General features: G+C 72.1%; 16 protein-coding genes. 1 reads left to right on the plus strand and 15 read right to left on the minus strand.

The window, feature by feature from the left end:
• Positions 1 to 55 precede the first annotated feature (55 nt).
• The gene (locus O5O46_RS00155; RefSeq protein ID WP_269853866.1) at positions 56 to 1,048 is read left to right on the plus strand and encodes an aldo/keto reductase; all 993 of its coding nucleotides are present in this window, start codon (positions 56 to 58) and stop codon (positions 1,046 to 1,048) included.
• Between the two features lie 206 nt (positions 1,049 to 1,254).
• On the opposite strand, the gene O5O46_RS00160 is transcribed toward O5O46_RS00155, so the two are convergent.
• The 15 genes from O5O46_RS00160 to O5O46_RS00230 form a co-directional block, all read right to left on the minus strand.
• Positions 1,255 to 4,287, minus strand: a complete 3,033-nt coding sequence (locus tag O5O46_RS00160) for a helix-turn-helix transcriptional regulator (protein ID WP_269853867.1) — start codon at positions 4,285 to 4,287, stop codon at positions 1,255 to 1,257.
• A gap of 69 nt (positions 4,288 to 4,356) precedes the next feature.
• Entirely contained in the window at positions 4,357 to 4,527 is a 171-nt protein-coding gene (locus O5O46_RS00165) for a hypothetical protein (RefSeq protein ID WP_269853091.1), read from the minus strand.
• A gap of 91 nt (positions 4,528 to 4,618) precedes the next feature.
• Entirely contained in the window at positions 4,619 to 6,850 is a 2,232-nt protein-coding gene (locus O5O46_RS00170; RefSeq protein ID WP_269853092.1) for an MMPL family transporter, read from the minus strand.
• 293 nt (positions 6,851 to 7,143) lie between these two features.
• Positions 7,144 to 8,652: an Asp-tRNA(Asn)/Glu-tRNA(Gln) amidotransferase subunit GatB gene (gene gatB, locus O5O46_RS00175; RefSeq protein ID WP_269853093.1), complete on the minus strand. Its 1,509-nt coding sequence runs from the start codon at positions 8,650 to 8,652 to the stop codon at positions 7,144 to 7,146.
• Positions 8,653 to 8,676: 24 nt separating this feature from the next.
• Complete coding sequence (locus O5O46_RS00180) at positions 8,677 to 8,916, minus strand: hypothetical protein (protein WP_269853094.1); 240 nt, start codon at positions 8,914 to 8,916, stop codon at positions 8,677 to 8,679.
• Positions 8,913 to 10,406, minus strand: coding sequence for an Asp-tRNA(Asn)/Glu-tRNA(Gln) amidotransferase subunit GatA (gene gatA / locus O5O46_RS00185; RefSeq protein WP_269853095.1), 1,494 nt, complete (start codon positions 10,404 to 10,406; stop codon positions 8,913 to 8,915). Before gatA ends, O5O46_RS00180 begins: the two co-directional genes overlap by 4 nt.
• Before the next feature lie 98 nt (positions 10,407 to 10,504).
• Entirely contained in the window at positions 10,505 to 10,801 is a 297-nt protein-coding gene (gatC, locus tag O5O46_RS00190; protein ID WP_269853096.1) for an Asp-tRNA(Asn)/Glu-tRNA(Gln) amidotransferase subunit GatC, read from the minus strand.
• 257 nt (positions 10,802 to 11,058) lie between these two features.
• Entirely contained in the window at positions 11,059 to 13,170 is a 2,112-nt protein-coding gene (locus O5O46_RS00195) for a putative bifunctional diguanylate cyclase/phosphodiesterase (RefSeq protein WP_269853097.1), read from the minus strand.
• Between the two features lie 195 nt (positions 13,171 to 13,365).
• Positions 13,366 to 15,525, minus strand: a complete 2,160-nt coding sequence (gene ligA / locus O5O46_RS00200; protein ID WP_269853098.1) for an NAD-dependent DNA ligase LigA — start codon at positions 15,523 to 15,525, stop codon at positions 13,366 to 13,368.
• A gap of 38 nt (positions 15,526 to 15,563) precedes the next feature.
• The gene (locus tag O5O46_RS00205) at positions 15,564 to 16,610 is read right to left on the minus strand and encodes a methionine synthase (protein WP_269853099.1); all 1,047 of its coding nucleotides are present in this window, start codon (positions 16,608 to 16,610) and stop codon (positions 15,564 to 15,566) included.
• A 119-nt stretch (positions 16,611 to 16,729) separates the two neighbouring features.
• Positions 16,730 to 17,419 carry an SDR family oxidoreductase gene (locus tag O5O46_RS00210; protein WP_269853100.1) on the minus strand — a complete coding sequence of 230 codons (690 nt, stop codon included), beginning with the start codon at positions 17,417 to 17,419 and terminating at the stop codon, positions 16,730 to 16,732.
• 25 nt (positions 17,420 to 17,444) lie between these two features.
• Complete coding sequence (locus O5O46_RS00215; protein ID WP_269853101.1) at positions 17,445 to 17,984, minus strand: TIGR00730 family Rossman fold protein; 540 nt, start codon at positions 17,982 to 17,984, stop codon at positions 17,445 to 17,447.
• Positions 17,981 to 19,138 (minus strand): tRNA 2-thiouridine(34) synthase MnmA, encoded by a 1,158-nt coding sequence (mnmA, locus tag O5O46_RS00220; protein WP_269853102.1) that lies wholly within the window; start codon positions 19,136 to 19,138, stop codon positions 17,981 to 17,983. Before mnmA ends, O5O46_RS00215 begins: the two co-directional genes overlap by 4 nt.
• Positions 19,139 to 19,501: 363 nt before the next feature.
• The gene (locus O5O46_RS00225) at positions 19,502 to 20,671 is read right to left on the minus strand and encodes a cysteine desulfurase family protein (protein WP_269853103.1); all 1,170 of its coding nucleotides are present in this window, start codon (positions 20,669 to 20,671) and stop codon (positions 19,502 to 19,504) included.
• 350 nt (positions 20,672 to 21,021) lie between these two features.
• Complete coding sequence (locus O5O46_RS00230; RefSeq protein ID WP_269853104.1) at positions 21,022 to 21,876, minus strand: thioesterase family protein; 855 nt, start codon at positions 21,874 to 21,876, stop codon at positions 21,022 to 21,024.
• Positions 21,877 to 21,888 lie beyond the last annotated feature (12 nt).

The following is a 21,888-nucleotide window of genomic DNA, read 5'->3' on the forward strand; positions in this document are numbered from 1 at the left end:
CTTCGAGAGCGGTGGGGGGGCGACGGGCGGGAAGCTTCAGGAGGACGGGGCCAAGGTGGAGCGCAGGTCGATCGGTGCGGCAGCCCTCGAAGTGGGCGCGGTGGGGCTGGGTTGCATGCCGATGAGTTGGGCGTACACCACTTCGCAGCAGGACGGCGAGGGCTCGTTGCGCGCCGTGCACGCGGCACTCGACGCGGGCACCACGCTGCTCGACACGGCCGACATGTACGGCCCGTTCACCAACGAGCTTCTGGTGGGGCGGGTGTTGAAGGAGCGGCGGCAGGATGCCTTCCTCTCCACCAAGTGCGGTCTGCTCGTCGGCGACCAGCACATCGTGGCCAACGGCCGCCCCGGCTACATAAGAAGGGCCTGCGACGCCTCGCTGCGCCGGTTGCAGACCGATGTGATCGACCTGTACCAGCTGCACCGGGTGGACCCCGAGGTACCGATCGAGGAGACCTGGGGCGCGATGGCGGAACTTGTCGCCGCGGGCAAGGTGCGTTCGCTGGGGTTGTGCGCGGTGGGCGCGCGCGGCAACCGGCGCTACGGAACGGGATTGCACACCGAGACGGTGCGCCAGCTGGAGCGGGCGCAGCAGGTGTTCCCGGTGAGCTGTGTGCAGGCCGAGCTGTCGGTGTGGGCCAGGGAGGCGCTGGATGAGTTGCTGCCGTGGTGCGCGGTGCGCGGCGTCGGCCTGATGGCGGCGATGCCGCTCGGCAACGGCTTCCTGACCAGCACGCTCACCCCGGGCCAGGGCTTCGAACCGGACGACGTACGAGCCCGGCATCCGCGGTTCACGGCCGAGATGATGGCCGCCAACCAGCCCATCGTGGCCGGCTTGCGCCGGGTCGCGGTACGGCACGGGGCGACTCCCGGGCAGGTCGCGCTGGCCTGGGTGCTGGCGCAAGGCCGGCACGTGGTGCCGGTACCGGGCACGAAGCGGGCCCACTGGGCCCGGGAGAACGCGGCGGCGGCGGAACTACGGCTGTCTGCGGCGGACTTGGCGGAAGTCACGGGTTTGCCGCCTGCCAGGGGGTCGTGGGACTGAGGGTTGCCCGGCGGCGGTTTGGTCGCGGTGGGTTGGAGACCACCGGTCTGGGCCGTCGCGGTTGCTCACCACCGCGACGGGTCCCTTTCCGGGGCTAACCCCGGCCCCCATCAGGCAGAGCCCTTTCGCGAGTTGCCCCCGATGAGAGCCGTCGCGGCGGGAGGGGCGTGCCCCACCCCCGTGGGGGCGCGCGCCTCCCGCCGCCGTCAGTGGGGAGCCGCTGGGGCGGGTTCCGGGGCGAACAGCCTCAGGCGGTGCGCCAGCGCCGCCGCCTCACCGCGGTTGGAGACCGCCAACTTGGCCAGGATGTTGGAGACATGGACGCTCGCCGTCTTCGGCGAGATGAACAGTTCCTCGGCGATCCGCCGGTTGCTCCGCCCCGCCGCGACCAACCGCAGCACATCGCGCTCGCGTGGCGTCAGGCCCAACTCCTCGGCCGGGTCCTGGCCGTCGCCGTCGGACGTCTCGTCCAACGACAGGCGGGCCCGCCGGGCCAGCAGCTGTGTGCCCTCGCGCAGTGGACCGGCGCCCATTCGCTCGGCGGCCGCGTGGGCCAGGGCGAGCGGACGCGCGGCGCGCTGCCGGGCCTCGCCGTCCGCGCCGGAGGCGAGCAGCGCACGCGCCCACTGGAACCGGGCGGTCGCCAACTGGTACGGCCGCTCCAGCGGTTCGAAGGCGGCGACCACCTCGGCCCACAGCCCGGGGGTGTCCCGGCCCTCGGCGCGCAGCAGTTCGGCGTCCACCAGCCGTGCGTACGCCTGCCACACCGGGACGGTGCCGGGCAGCCGTCGCGCCGCGAGCCGTATGCGGCCCAGGACTTCGGCCCGGTCCGGTGCGGCGACGGGCAGCCCACCGGCGTCCGCCTCCGCGCTGGCCGCCGCGAGCAGCAGCGGCCAGGCGTGCCGCTGGGTGCCGGGCGGGAAGCCCTCCGCCAGCGCCTCGTCCAGTGCGGCGCGGGCGTCCTGGATCCGGCCGCGGGCCGCGGCGAGGCTGAGGGTCTGCCGCAGCGTGGGGATGGTGTACTGCGGCTGCGGATTGTGGGTGCCGTAGTGTTCGCGGGAGACGGCCAGTTCACGCTCGGCGGTGTCCAGCTCGCCCCGGGCCAGTGCGAGTTGGGTGAGTCTGCTGGCCGCGGCGGCGCGGGGGTTGGCTCCAGCGGCCAGGCGCCGCGCGGACAGCGCCGCTTCCTCGGCTTCGGCCCAACGCCCGAGTGAGAACAGCGACTCCGCGAGGTTGCAGTACAACCACGCCCTGGCGTCGGACAGTCCGAACCGGCGCACCACCTCGACGCCCCTGAGCGCCGCCTGAACCGCCTGGTCGGAGCGGCCGACCCCTTCGAGGGCGGAGGCGTAGTTGACGTAGCAGCGGCCGAGCACGCCGACGTTGCCGATCTCGGTGACCCGCTCGCACAGCTCGGCCATCTCGGCCAGGCCGTCCGCGACATCTCCGGAGTCCACCTTGAGCCAGCCGAGGGTGAGCCTGGCGTGCACTTCGGTGCCCTCGGCGCCCACCAACCGGGCCAGTTCCACCGCCCGTTCCGCCGTGCTGAACGCTTCGGGGCCCGGCTCGTGCAGCGCGCACCAGCCCGCCACCTGGGCCAGCACCTCGGCATGTACTGCGGACGGCGGCAGACCGCGCACCAGTTCCTGGGCGCGGCTGAGTTCCGCCCAACCGTCGCCCCGGCCCAGGCCCTCCAGCAGCTTGCCGCGCTGGGTCCAGAACCAGGCGGCGCGCAGGGCGTCCGCACCGTCGTCCAGGGCGCGCAGCGCCCGCTTGATGATGGACAGCGCCCGCTCGCGCTCTCCGGACAGATGGGCGGCGACCACCGTCTCGGCGAGCAGGTCGAGGTGGCTGAGCGCCTCGTCGTCGCAGCCGCAGGCCGGGTACACGTCCACCTGGTCGAAGGGGCGCTGCGCCTGGCGGATGTGCGGCGGGGTGTCCTCCCACAGCTCCAACGCCCGGTCCAGCAGCCGCATCTGCTCCGCGTAGGCGTACCGACGGCGGGCGTCCACGGAGGCGGCGAGCACCGCGGGCAGCGCCTTGGCCGGGTCATGGGCGTGGTACCAGTAGCTGGCCAGCCGGGCCGCGCGCTGGTCGGCGCGGACCAGCGCGGGATCGGCCTCCAGGGCTTCGGCGTAACGGCGGTTGAGCCGGGAGCGCTCGCCGGGCAGCAGATCGTCGACCACCGCCTCCCGGACCAGGGCGTGCCGGAACCGGTAGCCGTCGCCGTCGGCGGTGGGCAGCAGGATGTTGGCGCCGACGGCGTCCCGCAGCGCCTCGATCAACTGCTCCTCCCCGAGCCCGGCCACCGCGGCGAGTAGCGGATACTCCACCTCGGAGCCGCCCTCGGCGGTGATCCGCACCACCCGCTGGGCGTCCTCCGTCAGCGCCTCGACCCTTACCAGCAGCAGGTCGCGCAGCGATTCGCTCAGTCCGCTCCCGCAGCCCTTGGCGATGCTGCGCGCCAACTCCTCGACGAAGAAGGCGTTTCCCTCGGAGCGCTCGAAGACCCGGTCGACCAGGGCGGGGCCGGGCTCGGTGCCGTTGATCCCGGCCAACTGGGCGTGCACCTCGGCCCGGTTGAAGCGGCGCAGCTCGATGCGGCGCACCACGCGCATGCGGTCGGTCTCGGCGAGGAACGGCCGCAGCGGATGGCGGCGGTGGATGTCGTCGGAGCGGTAGGTGGCGATCACCACCAGCCGGGCCCGGTGCGGCGAGCGGAACAGATAGCCGAGCAGTTCGCGGGTGGAGCTGTCCGCCCAGTGCAGGTCCTCGATGGCGACGACCAGCGTACGGTCCGCGGCGAGCCGCTCCAGCAGCCGGGCGGTCAGCTCGAACAGCCGGGCCCGGCCGGTCTCGTTGTGCGCCTCGCGGGTGGCCTCGCCCAACTCCGGCAGCAGCCGGGCCAGTTCACCCTCCACTCCGGCGGCGGCCGTGGCCAGCTCGTCCCCCAACTGCCGGTGCAGTACCCGCAGCACGGTGGCCACCGGGGCGAACGGCAGCCCGTCGCAGCCCATTTCGACGCAGCCGCCGGTCGCGGTGACCGCGCCCGCGGCGCGGCAGCGGCCCAGGAACTCCTCAAGCAGCCTGCTCTTGCCGACCCCCGCCTCGCCGCCGACCAGCAACGCCTGCGGCTCGCCCGCGTTGGCGCGGGCGAGCGCGGCGTCGAGGTCGGTCAGCTCGCGGATGCGGCCGACGAACACCGGGGACACGGGCTGCGTCTGCACGATGCCGAGCATCGCACAGGGGTCTGACAATCCGGTGCGCGGTGTACTGCGGACCGGCGCGATGGCCGTCATACCGGCTGGTCAGCCGACCAGGCGCGGGTGGATGAGGGAGCGCAGCCGGGCCACCGCACGACCGCGGGCGGGCGGCGCGTCGTCCTGGCCGCGGCGCGCCTCCTGGGCCCGCCGCCACTTGCAGGCGTCCCGCCGCAGCTCGGCGGCGCGGGACCGGATCTCGGACTCGTAGTAGTACATGACTCCCCCTGTGAACGTGGTGACTTGGGCTTTTCGATCTGCCCCAAGCCTCGTCTCCCAGGGGGTGCGCCACATCGGGCGAGTTACCGATCTATGCGGTACCGGATGCCTTAGGCCGTACGGCGTCCGGCGCCTGGAGGACCTTAGGCGGCGCCGGTGCCTCCTCAGTCTCGGGCGGCTCGATGCTCAGCCGGGGCAGTCTGCGCTCCAGCCAGCCGGGCAGCCACCAGTTGGCGCCGCCGAGCAGATGCATCAGCGCCGGTACCAGCAGGGTGCGCAGCACGAACGCGTCCAGCGCGACGGCGGCGGCGAGTCCGATGCCGAACATCGCGATCACCCGGTCGCCGCTGAGCACGAACGCCAGGAACACCGAAATCATGATCACCGCGGCCGAGTTGATCACCCGGCTGGTCTCGGCCAGCCCGACCCGTACCGCCCGCCGGTTGTCGCCGGTCTCCCGCCACTCCTCGTACATCCTGCTCACCAGGAACACCTGGTAGTCCATGGAGAGCCCGAACAGCACCGAGACCATGATCACCGGCAGGAACGGTTCGATGGGACCGGCCCGGCCCAGGCCCAGCAACTCGCTGCCCCAGCCCCAATGGAAGATCGCCACCACCACCCCGAACGAGGAGGCCACGGCGGCGAGGTTCATCAGTGCGGCCTTGAGCGGGATGCCCAGGCTGCGGAAGGCGAGCAGCAGCAGTACGCCGCCGAGCGCGATCACCACGCCGACGAACACCGGCAGCTTGCCGACGATCACGGACGCGAAGTCGTCGTACCCCGCGGTGACCCCGCCCACGTCGACTTGGAGGTCCGTGCCCTTCTCGGCGGCCGGGACCACCTCGTGCCGCAGCCGGTTGATCAGGTCGCTGGTGTCCTGCGACTGCGGCGCCGTGGTGGGCACGACGGTCAGCACCTCGATGTCACCGGAGCGCTGGGCGGTTCCGGCGGCGACCGAGGCGACGCCGTGGGTGTCGCGCAGGGTGTCGGTGAGCTTGTCCAGGGCGACCTTGTCGGCCGCGTCGTCGGTACGCGCGACCAGTTGCAGCGGGCCGTTGACGCCCGGCCCGAAGCCCTCGGCGACCAGGTCGTACGCCTTGCGGGTGGTGGATGTCGCGGGATCGTTGCCCTGGTCCGAGGTACCCAGGCGCATCGACAACGTGGGCACCGCCAGCACCAGCATCACCACTGCGGCCACAGTGGCCAGCAGCCGCGGATGGCGTTCCACGAAGCCCGACCAGCGGGCGGCCAGGCCGGTGGGCACTTCCGGCTGCGGGCCGTGCTCGCAGAGCCGTCGCCGCTCACGCTTGCTGAGTGCGAACCTGCCGATCACCCCCAGCAGCGCGGGCAGCAGGGTGACCGAGGCGGCGACGGTCAGCAGCACGGTCAGCGCGGCGGCGATCGCCACCCCGGTGAGGAAGCTCAGCCGCAGTACGAGCATGCCCAGCACCGCCACGCACACCGTGCCACCCGCGAACACCACCGCGCGCCCCGAGGTGGCGATGGCCCGCTCCGCCGCCTCGGCCACCGGCAGACCGCGCCGTAGGCCCCTGCGGTGCCGGGTGACGATGAACAGCGCGTAGTCGATGCCCACGCCAAGGCCGATCAACGTGCCGAGCATCGGCGCAAAGTTGGCGATGCTCATGACATGGCTGAGCAGTTGGATGCCCATCGTCGCTGCGCCCACGCTGACCAAGGCGGTCACGATCGGCAGGCACATCGCCGCCAGCGAGCCGAACGCGATCAGGAGCACCACGGCGGCCACCGCCACCCCGACGACCTCGCTGAGCTGTCCGCTGGCCGGCTGGGTGAGCGCGATGGCGTCACCGCCGAGTTCGACCTGGAGGTCCTTGGCCGCGGCGCTCTTCGCGGTGCTGACCACGTGCTTCACCTGGCCGGCGTCGAGGTGCTCGGCGTCGGCGTCGAAGGTGACCGTGGCGTACCCGGTGTGCCCGTCCCGGCTGATCTGCGCGCCACCGGCACCCGCGGCCTGCGGGCCGTACGGGCTGGTGACGGTGCGCACGCCGGGCAGCCGGGAGACCTCGTCCAGCGCGCGGCCGACCCGCTGCTCCACCGAGGCGGCGCGCACGGTGCCGTGCGTGGTGTGCCAGACGATGGTGTCGGCCGACCCCGCCGCGCCCGGGAACGACTTGCCGAGCAGCGCCGCCGCCCGCCCGGCCTCGGTGCCGGGAACGTTGTAGACGCTGGAGTACGCGGATCCGGTGGCGAAGGCCGCCGTGGCGAGTCCGGCGAACGCCGCGAGCCACAGCACGATCACAGCGAGGCGGCGGTGCAGACACCACCGGGCGAGTGCGGCCATTCCCCTGCTTCCTGGCGCTTACCGGAACTACCCGGGCAAAAGAATCTTTCGGGCCGAATGCCCTCAAAGAACATGCGGGTACAGCGGTCCACTGTGGCAGCCGGAAGAGATCCTTTGCGGCTTTCGTGGCCTTCCTCACAGCCGTGGGAGGGAATTCTCAGCGGGCCTTCATCAGGGCCTTACCCAGGCCGTACGCGGCAGCGCCGGGGGCCGCGCGTCGGGCGCGCCGCCGTACGCGAGAGGCGGCGACCCGGGGGTACCGGATCGCCGCCTCTCTGGTTCCACGGTGGGTCTCAGCCCTGGACGCCCAGGCGCTCCAGGATCAGCTCGCGGGCCCGGCCCGCGTCGGCCTGGCCGCGGGTGGCCTTCATGACCGCGCCGACCAGCGCGCCCGCCGCCGCGATCTTGCCGTCCCTGACCTTGTCGGCCACCGCCGGGTTGGCCGCGATGGCCTCGTCCACGGCGGCGCCCAGCGCGCTGTCGTCGGAGACGATGGCCAGCCCGCGCTGCTCCACGACCTGGTCCGGGTCGCCCTCGCCGAGCAGCACCGCCTCGATCACCTGGCGGGCCAGCTTGTCGTTGAGCGTGCCCTCGGCGACCAGCTCGCAGACCCGGGCCACCTGCGCCGCGGAGATCGGCAGCGCGGACAGCTCGGTGCCGGACTCGTTGGCGCGGCGCGCCAGTTCGCCCATCCACCACTTACGGGCCTGGTCGGCCGGGGCGCCCGCGTCGATCGTGGCGACGATCGGGTCGATGGCGCCCGCGTTGAGTACCGACTGCATCTCGTGGTCCGAGATGCCCCACTCCGCCTGGAGGCGCTGGCGCCGCACCCGCGGCAACTCCGGCAGCGTCGCCCGCAGTTCCTCGACCCACTCGCGCGACGGCGCGACCGGGACCAGGTCGGGCTCCGGGAAGTACCGGTAGTCCTCGGCCTCCTCCTTGATCCGGCCGGAGGTGGTGGAGCCGTCCTCCTCGTGGAAGTGCCGGGTCTCCTGCACGATCTTGCCACCGGTGCCGAGCACGGCGGCGTGCCGCTGGACCTCGAACCGGACGGCGCGCTCCACGCTGCGCAGCGAGTTGACGTTCTTCGTCTCGGAGCGGGTGCCGAACTTCTCCTCGCCGATGGGCCGCAGCGACAGGTTGACGTCGCAGCGCATCTGGCCCATCTCCATGCGGGCCTCGGAGACGCCCAACGCCTTGATCAACTCGCGGAGTTCGGCCACGTACGCCTTGGCGACCTCAGGGGCCTTGGCGCCGGCGCCGACGATCGGCTTGGTGACGATCTCGATCAGCGGGATGCCGGCCCGGTTGTAGTCGAGCAGCGAGTGCTGGGCGCCGTGGATGCGGCCGGTCGCGCCGCCGACATGGGTGGACTTGCCGGTGTCCTCCTCCATGTGGGCGCGCTCGATCTCGACCCGGAAGGTCTCGCCGTCGACCTCGACGTCCAGATAGCCGTTGAAGGCGATCGGCTCGTCGTACTGCGAGGTCTGGAAGTTCTTCGGCATGTCCGGATAGAAGTAGTTCTTCCGGGCGAACCGGCACCACTCGGCGATCTCGCAGTTGAGCGCGAGACCGATCTTGACCGCGGACTCCACGCCGACCGCGTTGACCACCGGCAGCGAGCCGGGCAGGCCGAGGCAGGTGGGGCAGGTCTGCGAGTTGGGCGGCGCGCCCAGCTCGGTCGAACAGCCGCAGAACATCTTGGTCTTGGTGCCCAGCTCGACGTGGACCTCAAGGCCCATGACGGGGTCGTAGGCCGCCAGCGCGTCCTCGTACGACACCAGGTCTTCAGTGACAGTCACGGAAACTTTCCCTTTTCTGACCCGTCAGTCGGCGAGGACGTCGCCGCTGTCGAGGCGGCGCAGATCGCGTACGAGCAGGGCCACGCCGGTGACGATGGCCGTCGCACCCACCACCGCGTCGATGAGCTTGAGCTTGTCGCCCTCGCTCCGCGCGGTGCGCAGCTGCTTGATCACGGAGACGGCACCGAACAGCGAGGTGCCGATCTGCAGGTAGGTGCCGGGCTTGGACTTCTTGAAGCCCTTGACCTTCTTCGCGGTGCTCATAGAGTCGGTGCCTCCTCAAGCAGCGGGTGTCCCCAACGGGTGGTGAACGCGGCCTCGACCGCCGCGCCGACCCGGTAGAGCCGGTCGTCGGCCAGCGCGGGGGCGATGATCTGCAGGCCCACCGGCAGACCGTCCTCCGGCGCGAGCCCGCAGGGCAGCGACATGGCCGCGTTGCCCGCGAGGTTCGCCGGGATGGTGCACAGGTCGGCGAGGTACATCGCCATCGGGTCGTCCGCCCGCTCCCCGATCGGGAACGCGGTGGTCGGGGTGGTCGGCGAGACCAGGACGTCCACGTCCGCGAAGGCCCGCTCGAAGTCCCGGGTGATGAGGGTACGCACCTTCTGCGCCGAGCCGTAGTACGCGTCGTAGTAGCCGGAGCTGAGCGCGTAAGTGCCCAGCATGATGCGGCGCTTGACCTCGGGGCCGAACCCTGCCTCGCGGGTGAGGGAGGTGACCTCCTCGGCGCTGCGGGTGCCGTCGTCGCCGGTGCGCAGCCCGTACCGCAGGCCGTCGAAGCGGGCCAGGTTCGAGGAGCACTCGGACGGCGCGATCAGGTAGTACGCGGCCAGCGCGTAGGTGAACGAGGGGCAGGACAGCTCCACGACCTCGGCGCCCAGCTCGCGCAGCAGCTCCACGGACTCGTTGAAGCGCTGCATCACACCGGCCTGGTAGCCCTCACCGGCGAACTCCTTGACGACGCCGACCCGCAGGCCCTTCACGTCGCCGTTACGCGCCGCCTCGACCACCGGCGGAACCGGAGCGTCGATGGAGGTGGAGTCCAGCGGGTCGTGCCCGGCGATCGCCTCGTGCAGCAGCGCCGCGTCCAGCACGGTGCGGGCACACGGCCCGCCCTGGTCGAGCGACGAGGAGAAGGCGACCATGCCGTAGCGGGACACCCCGCCGTAGGTCGGCTTGACGCCGACGGTGCCGGTGACCGCCGCGGGCTGGCGGATGGAGCCGCCGGTGTCGGTGCCGATGGCCAGCGGCGCCTGGAAGGAGGCCAGCGCGGCCGAGGAGCCACCGCCGGAACCACCCGGGATGCGGGTGAGGTCCCAGGGGTTGGAGGTCGGGCCGTAGGCGCTGTTCTCGGTGGAGGACCCCATGGCGAACTCGTCCATGTTGGTCTTGCCGAGGATGACGATGTCCGCGGCCTTTAGACGCTTGGTGAGGGTCGCGTCGTACGGCGGGATCCACCCCTCGAGGATCTTGGAGCCGACGGTGGTCGGCACGCCCTCGGTGGTGAAGATGTCCTTGAGCGCCAGCGGGACACCGGCGAGCGGGCCGAGCTTCTCGCCCCTGGCACGCTTGTCGTCCACCGCGCGGGCGGCGGCCAGCGCGCCCTCGCTGTCGACGTGCAGGAAGGCGTGCACCTTCTCGTCGATCGCGGCGATCCGGTCCAGGTGAGCCTGGGCGACCTCGACGGCGGAGGTCTCGCCGGAGGCGATCTTCGCGGCGGTCTCGGCCGCGGTGAGCCTGGTCAGGTCGGTCATGCCCCTGCCTTACTGTTCGCTTCTCCGCCCGCGCGGCGCAGAGGCGCGGCTTTCGTGGTCGGGTGCGGCCCGGCGGCCGCGCGCACGTCACTCACGGTTCAGTCCTCCCCCAGGATCTGCGGCACCTTGAAGCGCTGCTGTTCCTGCGCCGGGGCACAGGAGAGGGCCTGCTCGGGGGTCAGCGACGGCCGGACGGTGTCCGGGCGCATGACGTTGGTGAGCGGCAGGGGGTGGGAGGTCGGCGGTACGTCCTCGCCGGCCACCTCGGAGACGCGGGCGACCGCGCCGATGATCTCGTCGAGCTGCTCGGCGAAGTGATCGAGCTCTTCGTCCTTCAGCTCAAGACGCGACAGCCGGCCGAGGTGGGCGACCTCCTCGCGCGTGATGCCAGGCATGCGGCGATCCTCAGGGAGTGAGTCTGTAGTTTCCGCGCCCAATCCTATGGCTCCCGCCCCCACCCCCGCGAAACGGTTATGCCTGTGGCCCCGCCGGGGGCTCTCCCGCCCCGGCCACGGCGTCACCCCGGGCGCTTCGGGCGGGGCCTGGAGCCCCGGCTGGAGGCGGGGGTCGGGCGGCGCCGCCAGCGAGGTCTGGGCGCAGCCCCAGGCGAAGCCTGGGGCACACCCGCGGAGAGGGGCGGTGGGTGGGAGAGCTACTTCACGGGCTGGCCCGAAGGGGACGCCTGCGTGGGGCGAACGGAATCATCCCCGCGATGCCACCCGCTCTTCGCCCGGATCCGCAGCCACGCCGTCGTCTCCTCCGGCGGCATCGCCGCCGCCACCAGCCAGCCCTGGATCGCGTCGCACCCGAGATCGCGCAGCCGCTCCCACGTCTCGTCGTCCTCGACGCCCTCCGCGACCACGAGCAGGCCCAGGGAATGGGCCAGATCCACCGTGCAGCGCACGATCTCCGCGTCCTCGTTGTCGACCACCAGCCGGGCCACGAACGACCTGTCGATCTTCAGCTCGCTCACCGGCAGCCGCCGCAGATGCACCAGCGACGAGTACCCGGTGCCGAAGTCGTCCAGCGACATCTTCACCCCGTGCCCGGTCAACCCGGCCAGCGTGTCGGCGGCGCGCTGCGGATCCTCCAGCAGTACGTGTTCGGTGATCTCCAACTGCAGCGCCCCCGGCGGCACTCCATGCCGCGCCAGCCGCGCCGCCACCGCACCCGCGAACCCGGGGCTGTGCACATCGCGTGGCGAGACGTTCACCGCGACCGGCACCTCTATGCCCATCTGGCGCCACCGCGCCACCTGCGCCAGCGCGGTCTCCAGCACGTACTCGGTCAACTGCGGCATCAGTCCGGAGCTCTCGGCGATCGCGATGAACTCCTCGGGGCTGACCCGCCCGCGCTCCGGATGCTCCCAGCGCAGCAGCGCCTCAAGTCCGGCCACCTGTCCGTCGAACCGCACCTTGGGCTGGTAGTGCAGCTTGACGTCCCCGACGTCCAGCGCGCGCCGCAGATCGCCCAACAGGCCGAGCCGGTCAGGGGTGTTGCCGTCCCGGGTGGCCTCGTACACCTCGACCCCGCTACGGTCCTGCTTGGCCTCGTACATCGCGACGTCCGCGCGCCGCAGCAGCCCCTCGGCGTCCACCGCGTGGTCCGGGAAGACGGCCACGCCGGCGCTGGCCTCCAGCACCAGCGTCAGCCCGTCCAGGTTGAGCGGTGAGCTGAGCGCCCCGACCAGCGTGCGGGCCACCCGCTGGGCGCGGGTCGGCGAGTCGCAGGCGGGCAGCAGCACGGCGAACTCGTCGCCGCCGAGCCGGGCGGCCTCCGCGCCGCGCGGCAGTGCGAGCCGTAGCCGGTCAGCTATCTGCAACAGCAGCCGGTCACCGGCGAGATGACCCAGTGTGTCATTGACCGAGCGGAACCGGTCGAGATCTATCAGTACCAGTGCCGCACGTTCACCGTTGCGTTCCGCGTGGTCCAGCGCCGACCAGGTGCGCTCCAACAGCCACTGGCGGTTGGGCAGTCCGGTCAGCGGGTCGCGCAGCTGCTCCTCCGCCCGGGCCCTGGCGATCCACAGCGTGGAGTCCAGCGCGATCAGCGGCACCGCGAACAGCGGCAGCACCACCGGCATCCGGTCGGCCACCACGACGATCAGCGGCGAGATGCCCAGTAGCGCCACCCCGACCAGGGCCTGCCGTATCAGCGCGGTACGGGCCACCGTGGGCAGCCCGCCGCCGCGCGGCGCGACCGCGTACCACAGCAGGGTGCGGGTCGCCGCGAGGTAGCACAGCGAGGCCGCGACGACCACCGGCAGCGCTGACAGCTCCCAGGTCTCGGGCCGCCAGGGGCGTTCCACGGAAGGGTGGTTGCCGGACACCGTCAGCGCCAGCGCGGCCGCGCCGATGCCCAGGATGTCCACCGCCCCGTGCAGCACCGCCTGCCGCCATCGGTGCCTGCGGGCGGTGCCGACCAGCACCACCACCGCCAGGCTGACCAGGACCGAGGGCACCCAGCCGTACAGCAGCAGCACCGCCAGGGTGAGCGCGGCGCCCGATCCGGTGCCGCCCCACCAGCGGTCGCGGCCGAGCGCCACCAGATGGCCGACGATGATGCCGGTGAGGATGGCGAACGCCCAGCCCGGCGCGCCGCCGGGGAACAGGGCGTGACCGTCCGCCAGTATCCGTGCCACGCCCGCCGTGAGCGCCAGCGCGGCACCGGCTACCAGCCCTCCGCGCAGCACCGCCGGGGGTACCGGCGGCACGGCGGACCGCCGTCGGCGCGAAGCCGGTTCGGCGCTGTCCGTCGGTTTCATGCCCGTCCCTCTCACAGCCGGGGGTGCTGCGCCTGTTGGTCGCCACGCCCGGCGTTGGGACTGATGCCCGGCAGGAGCGCTCCTCAACAGTAGGCCGGATAAGCCTGCCGCGGGCAGCGATCCACCGTGGTTGCCCGAATGGAACACTGCTTCCCTCATCCTTCTGGTATGCGCCGAACGGGTGACGTATACCTGTTATTCGGTCGGGTTGACCGCCACCTCACGAGCCGCGTCCGCACCCTGTTCGAGCAGCACGGCGAACCCCGCCTCATCGAGGATCGGCACCTTCAGCTGAACCGCCTTGTCATACTTCGAACCGGGGTTGTCTCCCACCACAACGAATCCGGTCTTCTTCGAAACAGACCCTGTCACTTTGGCGCCACGGCTGACGAGCGCCTCTTTCGCGCCATCTCGCGTGTACTCCTGGAGGGTTCCGGTTACCACCACGGTGAGCCCTTCGAGTGGCCGGGGGCCTTCGTCGGAGCCCTCCTCGGTGAAACGGACACCGGCGGCCCGCCACTTCTCGATGATCTCCCGGTGCCAGTCCTCGGCGAACCACTGTTTGAGCGAGGCGGCGATGGTCGGGCCGACGCCCTCCACGGCCGCCAGCTCCTCCTCGTCCGCCTCGGCGATGCGGTCCAGGTCACGGAACTCGCGGGCCAGCGCCTCGGCCGCGACCGGCCCGACATGGCGGATGGACAGCCCCGTGATGATCCGGGCCAGCGGACGCTCCTTGGCCGCCGCGATGTTCTCCAGCATGGCCAGGGTGTTCTTCTTCGGCTCGCCCTTCTGGTTGGCGAAGAAGGTGACGACCTTCTCCTCACCCGTCTTCGGGTCGCGCTTGGGCAGGCCGGTGTCCGGATCGAGCACGTACGACCTGATGGGCAGCAACTCCTCGACCGTCAGGCCGAACAGATCGCCCTCGTCGCGCAGCGGCGGCTCCGCGGGCTCCAGCGGCTGGGTGAGCGCGGTGGCCGCCACGTAGCCGAAGTTCTCGATGTCCAGGCACTTGCGGCCCGCCAGGTAGTAGACGCGCTCCCGCAACTGGGCGGGGCAGTAACGGGCGTTGGGGCAGCGCAGGTCGACGTCGCCCTCCTTCATCGGCTGCAACGCCGCGCCGCAGTCGGGGCATTCGGCGGGCATCACGAACTCCCGCTCGGTGCCGTCCCGCAGGTCCACCACCGGGCCCAGGATCTCCGGGATCACGTCACCGGCCTTGCGCAGCACCACGGTGTCACCGATCAGCACGCCCTTGGCCTTGACCACGTCCTGGTTGTGCAGCGTGGCGAACTCGACCTCGGAGCCCGCCACCGTCACCGGCTCCACCACCGCGTACGGCGTGACCCGCCCGGTGCGGCCGACGCCGACCCGGATGTCGACCAGCTTGGTGTTGACCTCCTCCGGCGGGTACTTCCACGCGATCGCCCAGCGCGGTGCCCGCGAGGTCGAGCCCAGGCGGCCCTGGAGCGCGATCTCGTCCAGCTTGACCACCACACCGTCGATCTCGTGCTCCACGGAGTGCCGGTTCTCGCCGTAGTACGCGATGTACTCGCGCACCGCCTCGATGGAGTCGACCACCTTGTAGTGAGCGGCGGTCGGCAGGCCCCACTCGTGCAGCAGTTCGTAGGCGTGCGACTGGCAGTCGATGTCGAAGCCGCTACGGGCGCCGATGCCGTGCACCACCATGTGCAGCGGACGGCTGGCGGTGATGCGCGGATCCTTCTGTCTGAGCGAGCCCGCCGCCGCGTTGCGCGGGTTGGCGAACGGCTTCTCACCAGCCTCCACCAGGCGGGCGTTGAGCGCCTCGAACTCCTCCATCGGGAAGTAGACCTCGCCGCGGACCTCGACCAGCTCCGGGATCCGGTCGCCCCTGAGGCGGTTGGGGATCTCGCCGATGGTACGGATGTTGGGTGTGATGTCCTCACCGGTGCGGCCGTCGCCCCGGGTGGCGGCCCGGGTCAGCCGCCCGTGCTCGTAGGTGAGGTTGACGGCCAGGCCGTCCACCTTCAGCTCGCACAGGAAGTGGTACGGCAGCCCGTCCAGGTCCTGGGCGACGCGGTCCGCCCAGGCCGCCAACTCGGCCTCGTCGAACGCGTTGTCCAGCGAGAGCATCCGCTCGCGGTGCCGGACCTCGGTGAACTCGGTGGCATACGTCCCCCCGACCTTCTGGGTCGGCGAGTCGGGCGTGCGCAGCTGCGGGTACTCGTCCTCCAGCGCCTCCAACTCGCGCATCAGCCGGTCGAATTCGGCGTCGCTGACGACCGGCGCGTCCTTCACGTAGTACCGGAAGCGGTGCTCCTCGACCTGTTCGGCCAGTTGGGCGTGCCGCTCCCGTACCTCTGCCGGTGTCTCCATGCCGGTCCTCCGTTGTCCTCATTGCGCGCTGCGGGCGGCTACTCAGGGTCGTCGACGAGTGTCCTGGCCGCCTTGACGCAGTGCGCCAGCGCCGCGCGGGCGTACGCTGGCGAGGCGCCCGCGAGACCGCACGCCGGAGTCACCACCACGGACTCCGCGAGGGTCCCCGGTGCCAGCCCCAGCCTGCGCCACAACGACCGGACACCACTGACGCTACCGGCAGGGTCTGACAATGCCCTCGAATCGGTGCCCGAATCCGCGTCCGCGCCGGGCACCACTCCGGCGAGCAGTTTGACGCCTCCTTCAACCGCTTCCCCGATGGCGTCCCACTCACGCTCCGTGAGCAGTGCGAAGTCGAACGACACACCGGTGAAACCGGAGCGCCGCAGCAGCGCGAACGGCACGGCGGGGGCGCACGAATGCGCGATCACTGGCGTGCGCACCGCCGCCACGACCTGCCGCAACGCGCCCTCCACCACCGCTCGGTCCACCACCCGGTACGTCCGGTAGCCGCTTGCGGTGCGCACCTGCCCACGCAGTACGGCGGCGAGCGACGGCTCGTCCAGTTGCAGCACCACCTCGGCACCCGGCACTCGGCGCCGCACCTCCGCCACGTGCTGCCGCAGGCCCTCGGCGAGCGAGGCGGTCAGGTCCCGGCAGGCGCCGGGGTCGCCGAGCGCCGCCTCACCGCCCTTCAACTCGACGCAGGCGGCCAGCGTCCACGGCCCCACGGCCTGCACCTTCAGCGGACCGGTGTACCCCTGGGTGAACTCCTCCAGCGCGTCCAGGTCCTCGCCCAGCCAGGCCCGGGCGCGCCGGGTGTCGCGGCCCGGCCGGTCGCCGAACCGCCAGCCGCTGGGCTCAACCCGGGCGTACAGCTCCACCAGCATGCCGAGGGAGCGGCCGATCATGTCGGCGCCCGGTCCGCGTGCGGGCAGCTCCGGCAGGAACGGCAGCGCTTCCACCGTTCCGACGGCGGTGCGCGCGGCCTCCCGAGCGTCGCCGCCGGGCATGGATCCCACGCCGGTGGCCGCTCCGACGGGCGGCTCGAAAGGGCGGGGCTGGGTTTCGTTGTCCGTGCTCACGCCCTGAGCGTATGAGACGGCCGGGGCGGGGCGCGCCCGGGCCGCGATCCAGGAAGATCTCCCACCGCCCGCCCGTCACCGCCCGACGCGGCACCGCCCGGGCCGGCCGTGGTTACCGGCTACCGTCCCGGGCGGATCGACAGTTCGGTGATCTCCGCGTCGCGCGGCAGGTCGAGGGCGGTGAGCACGGTCGTGGCGACCGACTCGGGGGCGATCCACCGCTGCGGGTCGTACTCCTTGCCCTCCTGCTGGTGCACCTTCTGCTGCATCGGGCTGGCGGTGCGGCCGGGGTGGATGCTGGTCACCCGTACGCCGTTGTCGTGCTCCTCGGCGCGCAGCGAGTCCGCCAGCGCCTTCAGGCCGTGCTTGCTGGCCGCGTACGCGCCCCAGTCGGGGTTGGCGCGCAGGCCCGCGCCGGAGTTCAGGAAGACCACATGGCCGCGGGCCAGCCGCAGTTGGGGCAGCAGCAGCCGGGTCAGCTCGGCGGGTGCGACGAGGTTGGCGGCGAGCGTACGGTTCCAGGTCTGCACGCTCGTCTCAGCGATCAGTCCGAGGTCCACCACGCCCGCGACGTGCAGCAGCGAGTCGAGTCGGTCGGGCAGCGTCTGGTGGCCGAACGCCCAGGACAACCGCTCCGGTTCGGCCAGGTCGCCGACGAGGGTGCGGGCGCCCGGGAAGGCCTCGGCGAGTTCCTTGGCGCGGCCCGCGTCCCGGGCCAGCAGCCACAGTTCGTCGCCGCGGTCGAGGAGACGGCGGGTGACCGCCGCGCCGATGCCGGAACCCGCTCCGGTGATCAGATGCGTACTCATGCCGCCATGCTGTCATCACCGGGCATCACTGGATGCCGACGGCCTCCTCCAGATAGGCCAGCGCGCCGACGCCGTCCTCGGCGAAGAACACCAGGTCGGCCAGCGGCAGTGGAAGGAAGCCCTCCTCCTCCATGCGCTGGAACTGCTGCCGGAGGCCGTCGTAGAAGCCGGCCGCGTTGAGCAGCACCACCGGCTTGGTGTGCAGCCCGTGCTTCTTCAGCTCCAGTATCTCGGTGGCCTCGTCCAGCGTGCCGGTGCCGCCCACCATGATCACGATCGCGTCGGAGCGGGCCAGCAACTGCGCCTTGCGCTCGGCGAGATCGGCGGTCACCACCATCTCGTCCGCGTCTGTCCGCGCCTTGTCGCCCAGGAACTCCACGGACACCCCGACCAGGCGCCCGCCGTTCTCCCGCACGCCGTCCGCGACCACCTTCATCAGACCGACGTCGGACCCACCCCACACCAGGGTGTGCCCACCCTTGCCTATGAGTTCCGCGAACTCCCGGGCGGGGGTGGTGTATCGCTCGTCCAGATCGGCCGCGGAGAGGAAGACGCAGATGTTCATACGGCTACGGTAGCCGCACCCTCGCGCCGCTCCGTCGTCGCGATGGTGGCCGAACCGACCACCCTGGTGCCGTCGTAGAGCACCACGGCCTGGCCGGGGGCGACTCCGCGTACGGGCTCGGTGAAGCGCACCCGCAGCTCCCCGTCGACGAGTTCGGCGGTGACCCGCGACTCGCCGCCGTGGGCGCGCAGTTGGGCGGTGTACTGGCCAGGGCCGGTCGGCGGGGTGCCGCACCAGCGGGGCTTGACGGCGGTCAGGGCCACCACGTCCAGGGCCTCGGCCGGGCCGACGGTGACCGTGTTGTTCACCGGGGAGATGTCCAGCACGTACCGCGGCTTGCCGTCGGCGGCCGGGGTGCCGATCCGCAGGCCCTTGCGCTGGCCGATGGTGAAGCCGTAAGCGCCCTCGTGGGTACCGAGTTTGGTGCCGTCCTGGTCCACGATGTCGCCTTCCGCGGTGCCCAGGCGCTTGGCCAGGAAGCCCTGGGTGTCGCCGTCGGCGATGAAGCAGATGTCGTGGCTGTCCGGCTTCTTGGCGACGGCCAGACCGCGGCGCTCCGCCTCGGCGCGGATCTCGTCCTTGGTGGTGAGGGTGTCGCCGAGGGGGAACATGGCGTGCGCGAGCTGCCGCTCGTCGAGCACGCCGAGGACGTACGACTGGTCCTTGGCGGCATCGCTGGCGCGGTGCAGTTCGCGGGTGCCGTCCTCGCGGAGCACGACCGTGGCGTAGTGGCCGGTGCACACCGCGTCGAAGCCGAGCGCCAGGGCCTTGTCCAGCAGCGCCGCGAACTTGATCTTCTCGTTGCAGCGCAGGCAGGGGTTGGGGGTGCGGCCGGCCGCGTACTCGGCGAGGAAGTCCTCGACGACGTCCTCGCGGAAGCGGTCGGCGAGGTCCCACACGTAGAAGGGGATGCCGATCACGTCGGCGGCGCGCCGGGCGTCCCGGGAGTCCTCGATCGTGCAGCAGCCACGGGCGCCGGTACGGAAGGACTGCGGGTTCGCCGACAGGGCGAGGTGGACGCCGGTCACGTCATGCCCCGCCTCGGCGGCCCGGGCAGCGGCGACGGCGGAATCCACCCCACCGGACATCGCCGCGAGCACCCGGAGGCGGCTGCCGTTACGAGGCCCGTTCGGGGCGCCTGGGAATTCAGTCATAGCCCTTCAAGAGTACGCGGCGCGGCGGACTACCCGAGGGCCAGAGCATCGCCCTCCCACCCGCCCGGTCCACAGCGCCCGGGGTGCTCCACGACCGTCCTCACGCGCCCCGCCGACGAGCGGGGGCTTCTTCCCCATCCGCCAGCCGTTCTTCAAGACGCCCGAGCACGCCCCACGAGCACCGCAACCGTCGTCACACGCCCCGGGCGACAAATGAGGCCTTTCCCCACCCATCCGCCCTTTTCGCAGGGTCCCCCCCGGCCCACGGCCAACCGCGCGCAACGGCGACCGAAGGCGCAGGGTCAAGGCGTGGGCGGGGCGGGACGAACCCCCGAACGCCGGCGCGAGCGAACCCGCGTACCCCTACGACAGCCCGGCGGCCCGGGCGCGCGAAACGACCGGGCCGATCGCCTCGCCCACCGCGGCGACATCGGCAGCGGTGGACGTGTGCCCGAGCGAGAACCGCAGTGACCCCCGCGCCCGAGCGGAATCCGCCCCCATCGCCAGCAGGACATGGCTCGGCTGGGCCACCCCAGCCGTACACGCGGACCCGGTCGAGCACTCGATCCCCCGCGCGTCGAGCAGCAGCAGCAACGAGTCTCCCTCGCACCCGGGGAAGGAGAAGTGCGCGTTGGCGGGCAGCCGCCCCTCCGGCGTGGGATCGCCGTTGAGGATCGCGTCCGGCACCGCCTCCCGTACCGCGTCGACCAGTTGGTCGCGCAGTCCGCCGATCTGCCGGGCGAACTCCTCCCGCCGCCGCGCGGCCAGCGTGGCCGCCGTGGCGAACGCCACCACCGCGGGGGTGTCCAGCGTCCCGGAGCGGACGTCCCGCTCCTGCCCGCCGCCGTGCAGCAACGGCACCGGCGCCCACTCGCGGCGCAGCACCAGCGCCCCGACGCCGTACGGGCCGCCGATCTTGTGCGCGGTCACCGTCATCGCGTCCAGGCCCGAGGCGGCGAAGTCGACCTCGACCTGGCCGAAGGCCTGTACCGCGTCGGAATGCAGCGGAACCTCGAACTCCCGCGCCACGGCCATGAGTTCCCCTATCGGGAAGACCGTGCCGACCTCGTTGTTGGCCCACATGATCGTGGCCAGCGCGACATCGGAGGGGTCGCGCTGGATCGCCTCGCGCAGCGCCTCGGGGTGCACTCTGCCGTGGCCGTCGACCGGCAGCCAGTCGATCCTGGCGCCCTCGTGGTCGGCGAGCCAGTGCACCGCGTCGAGTACCGCATGGTGTTCGACGGGGCTGGCCAGCACCCGGGTGCGGCGCGGGTCGGCCGCCCGGCGCGCCCAGTACAGGCCCTTCACCGCGAGGTTGTCGGACTCGGTGCCACCACCGGTGAACACCACCTCGCTGGGCCGGGCGCCCAGCGCGGCGGCGAGTGCTTCCCGGGACTCCTCGACCATCCGCCGGGCGCGCCGCCCGGCGGCGTGCAGCGAGGAGGCGTTCCCGGTGCTGATGAGCTGCTCGGTCATCGCCTGGACCGCCTCCGGAAGCATCGGAGTGGTGGCGGCGTGGTCAAGGTAGGCCATGGTGGACCCGATTCTACGAGCCCGTCCGCCGCATCCGCGCCGGGCCGGGGGCCGGTCCAGGCCACCCGCACCCCGCGGCGCGGCCCAGAGCCAAACGCCCCCACGGCAGTCGGGCAGGGGGCAACCCCCACCCGGGCGCCGCAGCAGGGGCGTGTCCCCGGCGCGCCCCGGCCCACAACCAGCCGAGCGCGACGGCGAGCAGAAGCCCGGCGGCAACGGGGTGGCCGGGTGGGCGTACCCCCCGACGCGCAAACCCTCAGCGCGACCGCGAACCGCCCACCGTGCGCGAGGGCACCGCGGAGGCCAGCGGCGAACAGTTGGCGTGGGCGGCGCCCGCCGACAGCCGACGCTCAGCGAACCCGCGCCAACTGCCGTGACTGGACCACCAACCGGTCCTCGGAGTCCCACACCTCGCCGTCCTCCTCCAGGAATCCACCGGCCAGGTTGCGGGTGCGGGTGGCGATCCGCAGCAGTCCGGGCGCCGGGCGGCACCGTATGTGCACGGTGAGTTCAACAGTCGGCACCCAGCCGCCCAGACCGAGGTCGAAGGCGGTCGGCGGCAGCGCGTCCACCGCGAGCAGCAGCGACAGCGGGTCCGCGTCCCGGCCGTCGGCGAGGCCGAACCACGCCCGGATCTCGCCCCGTCCGCTGGGTTCGCCGAGCGCCCAGCCTGCGGTCCGCGGGTCCAGCCGGATGTCGAGCCGGTCGGTGATCTCGGTGCTGCCGGACGAGAACGCCGCCGCATCCGCGACGCCCGGGCCGTCGGCCCGGCCCACGCATCGCTCGTAGGGCGGGATGGCGAACGGCTTCGCGCTGGTGCGCACGTCGTCCGGGAGCGCGGCCAGGTCACCGTGGGTGGCGGTGACCCTCAGCCGTTCCACCTCCTGGCCCGCGCCGTCGGTCTGGAGCAGCCGTGCCTGGCCGGTGGACATGGTGCGCCCGGCACGGACCACGTCGGTGCGCACCACGGCGGGGCCCGGCTCCGAGGGGGTCAGATAGTGCGCGGTGATGGTGAACGGGTCGGGGTGCGGGAGGATTTGGCCGAGGGCGCGGGCCGCGGTGGCGAGCAGATAGCCGCCGTTGACCGCGCGCAGGATGGTCCAGCCCGCGGAGAGGTGCGCGTCGAAGACGCCCTGGTCGCCCGGCCGGGCGGTGACCGCCGTGTCACGGTCGAACTCGCTGTTCCCGATGGTCGCCTGTGCCATGGCGTGCACGGT

The sequence above is a fragment of the Streptomyces sp. RPT161 genome (genome assembly GCF_027533845.1).
In the GTDB taxonomy this organism is placed as follows: domain Bacteria; phylum Actinomycetota; class Actinomycetes; order Streptomycetales; family Streptomycetaceae; genus Streptantibioticus_A; species Streptantibioticus_A silvisoli_A.

Excerpts from the sequence above, each read along its gene's own strand:
- O5O46_RS00215 (WP_269853101.1), bottom strand. The coding sequence starts at position 17,984 with ATGAACATCTGCGTCTTCCTCTCCGCGGCCGATCTGGACGAGCGATAC.
- O5O46_RS00160 (WP_269853867.1), bottom strand. The coding sequence starts at position 4,287 with ATGCTCGGCATCGTGCAGACGCAGCCCGTGTCCCCGGTGTTCGTCGGC.
- gatA (WP_269853095.1), bottom strand. The coding sequence starts at position 10,406 with ATGACCGACCTGACCAGGCTCACCGCGGCCGAGACCGCCGCGAAGATC.
- O5O46_RS00170 (WP_269853092.1), bottom strand. The coding sequence starts at position 6,850 with ATGGCCGCACTCGCCCGGTGGTGTCTGCACCGCCGCCTCGCTGTGATC.
- O5O46_RS00195 (WP_269853097.1), bottom strand. The coding sequence starts at position 13,170 with ATGAAACCGACGGACAGCGCCGAACCGGCTTCGCGCCGACGGCGGTCC.
- O5O46_RS00210 (WP_269853100.1), bottom strand. The coding sequence starts at position 17,419 with ATGAGTACGCATCTGATCACCGGAGCGGGTTCCGGCATCGGCGCGGCG.
- O5O46_RS00230 (WP_269853104.1), bottom strand. The coding sequence starts at position 21,876 with ATGGCACAGGCGACCATCGGGAACAGCGAGTTCGACCGTGACACGGCG.
- ligA (WP_269853098.1), bottom strand. The coding sequence starts at position 15,525 with ATGGAGACACCGGCAGAGGTACGGGAGCGGCACGCCCAACTGGCCGAA.
- gatC (WP_269853096.1), bottom strand. The coding sequence starts at position 10,801 with ATGCCTGGCATCACGCGCGAGGAGGTCGCCCACCTCGGCCGGCTGTCG.
- O5O46_RS00180 (WP_269853094.1), bottom strand. The coding sequence starts at position 8,916 with ATGAGCACCGCGAAGAAGGTCAAGGGCTTCAAGAAGTCCAAGCCCGGC.
- O5O46_RS00225 (WP_269853103.1), bottom strand. The coding sequence starts at position 20,671 with ATGGCCTACCTTGACCACGCCGCCACCACTCCGATGCTTCCGGAGGCG.
- mnmA (WP_269853102.1), bottom strand. The coding sequence starts at position 19,138 with ATGACTGAATTCCCAGGCGCCCCGAACGGGCCTCGTAACGGCAGCCGC.
- O5O46_RS00165 (WP_269853091.1), bottom strand. The coding sequence starts at position 4,527 with ATGTACTACTACGAGTCCGAGATCCGGTCCCGCGCCGCCGAGCTGCGG.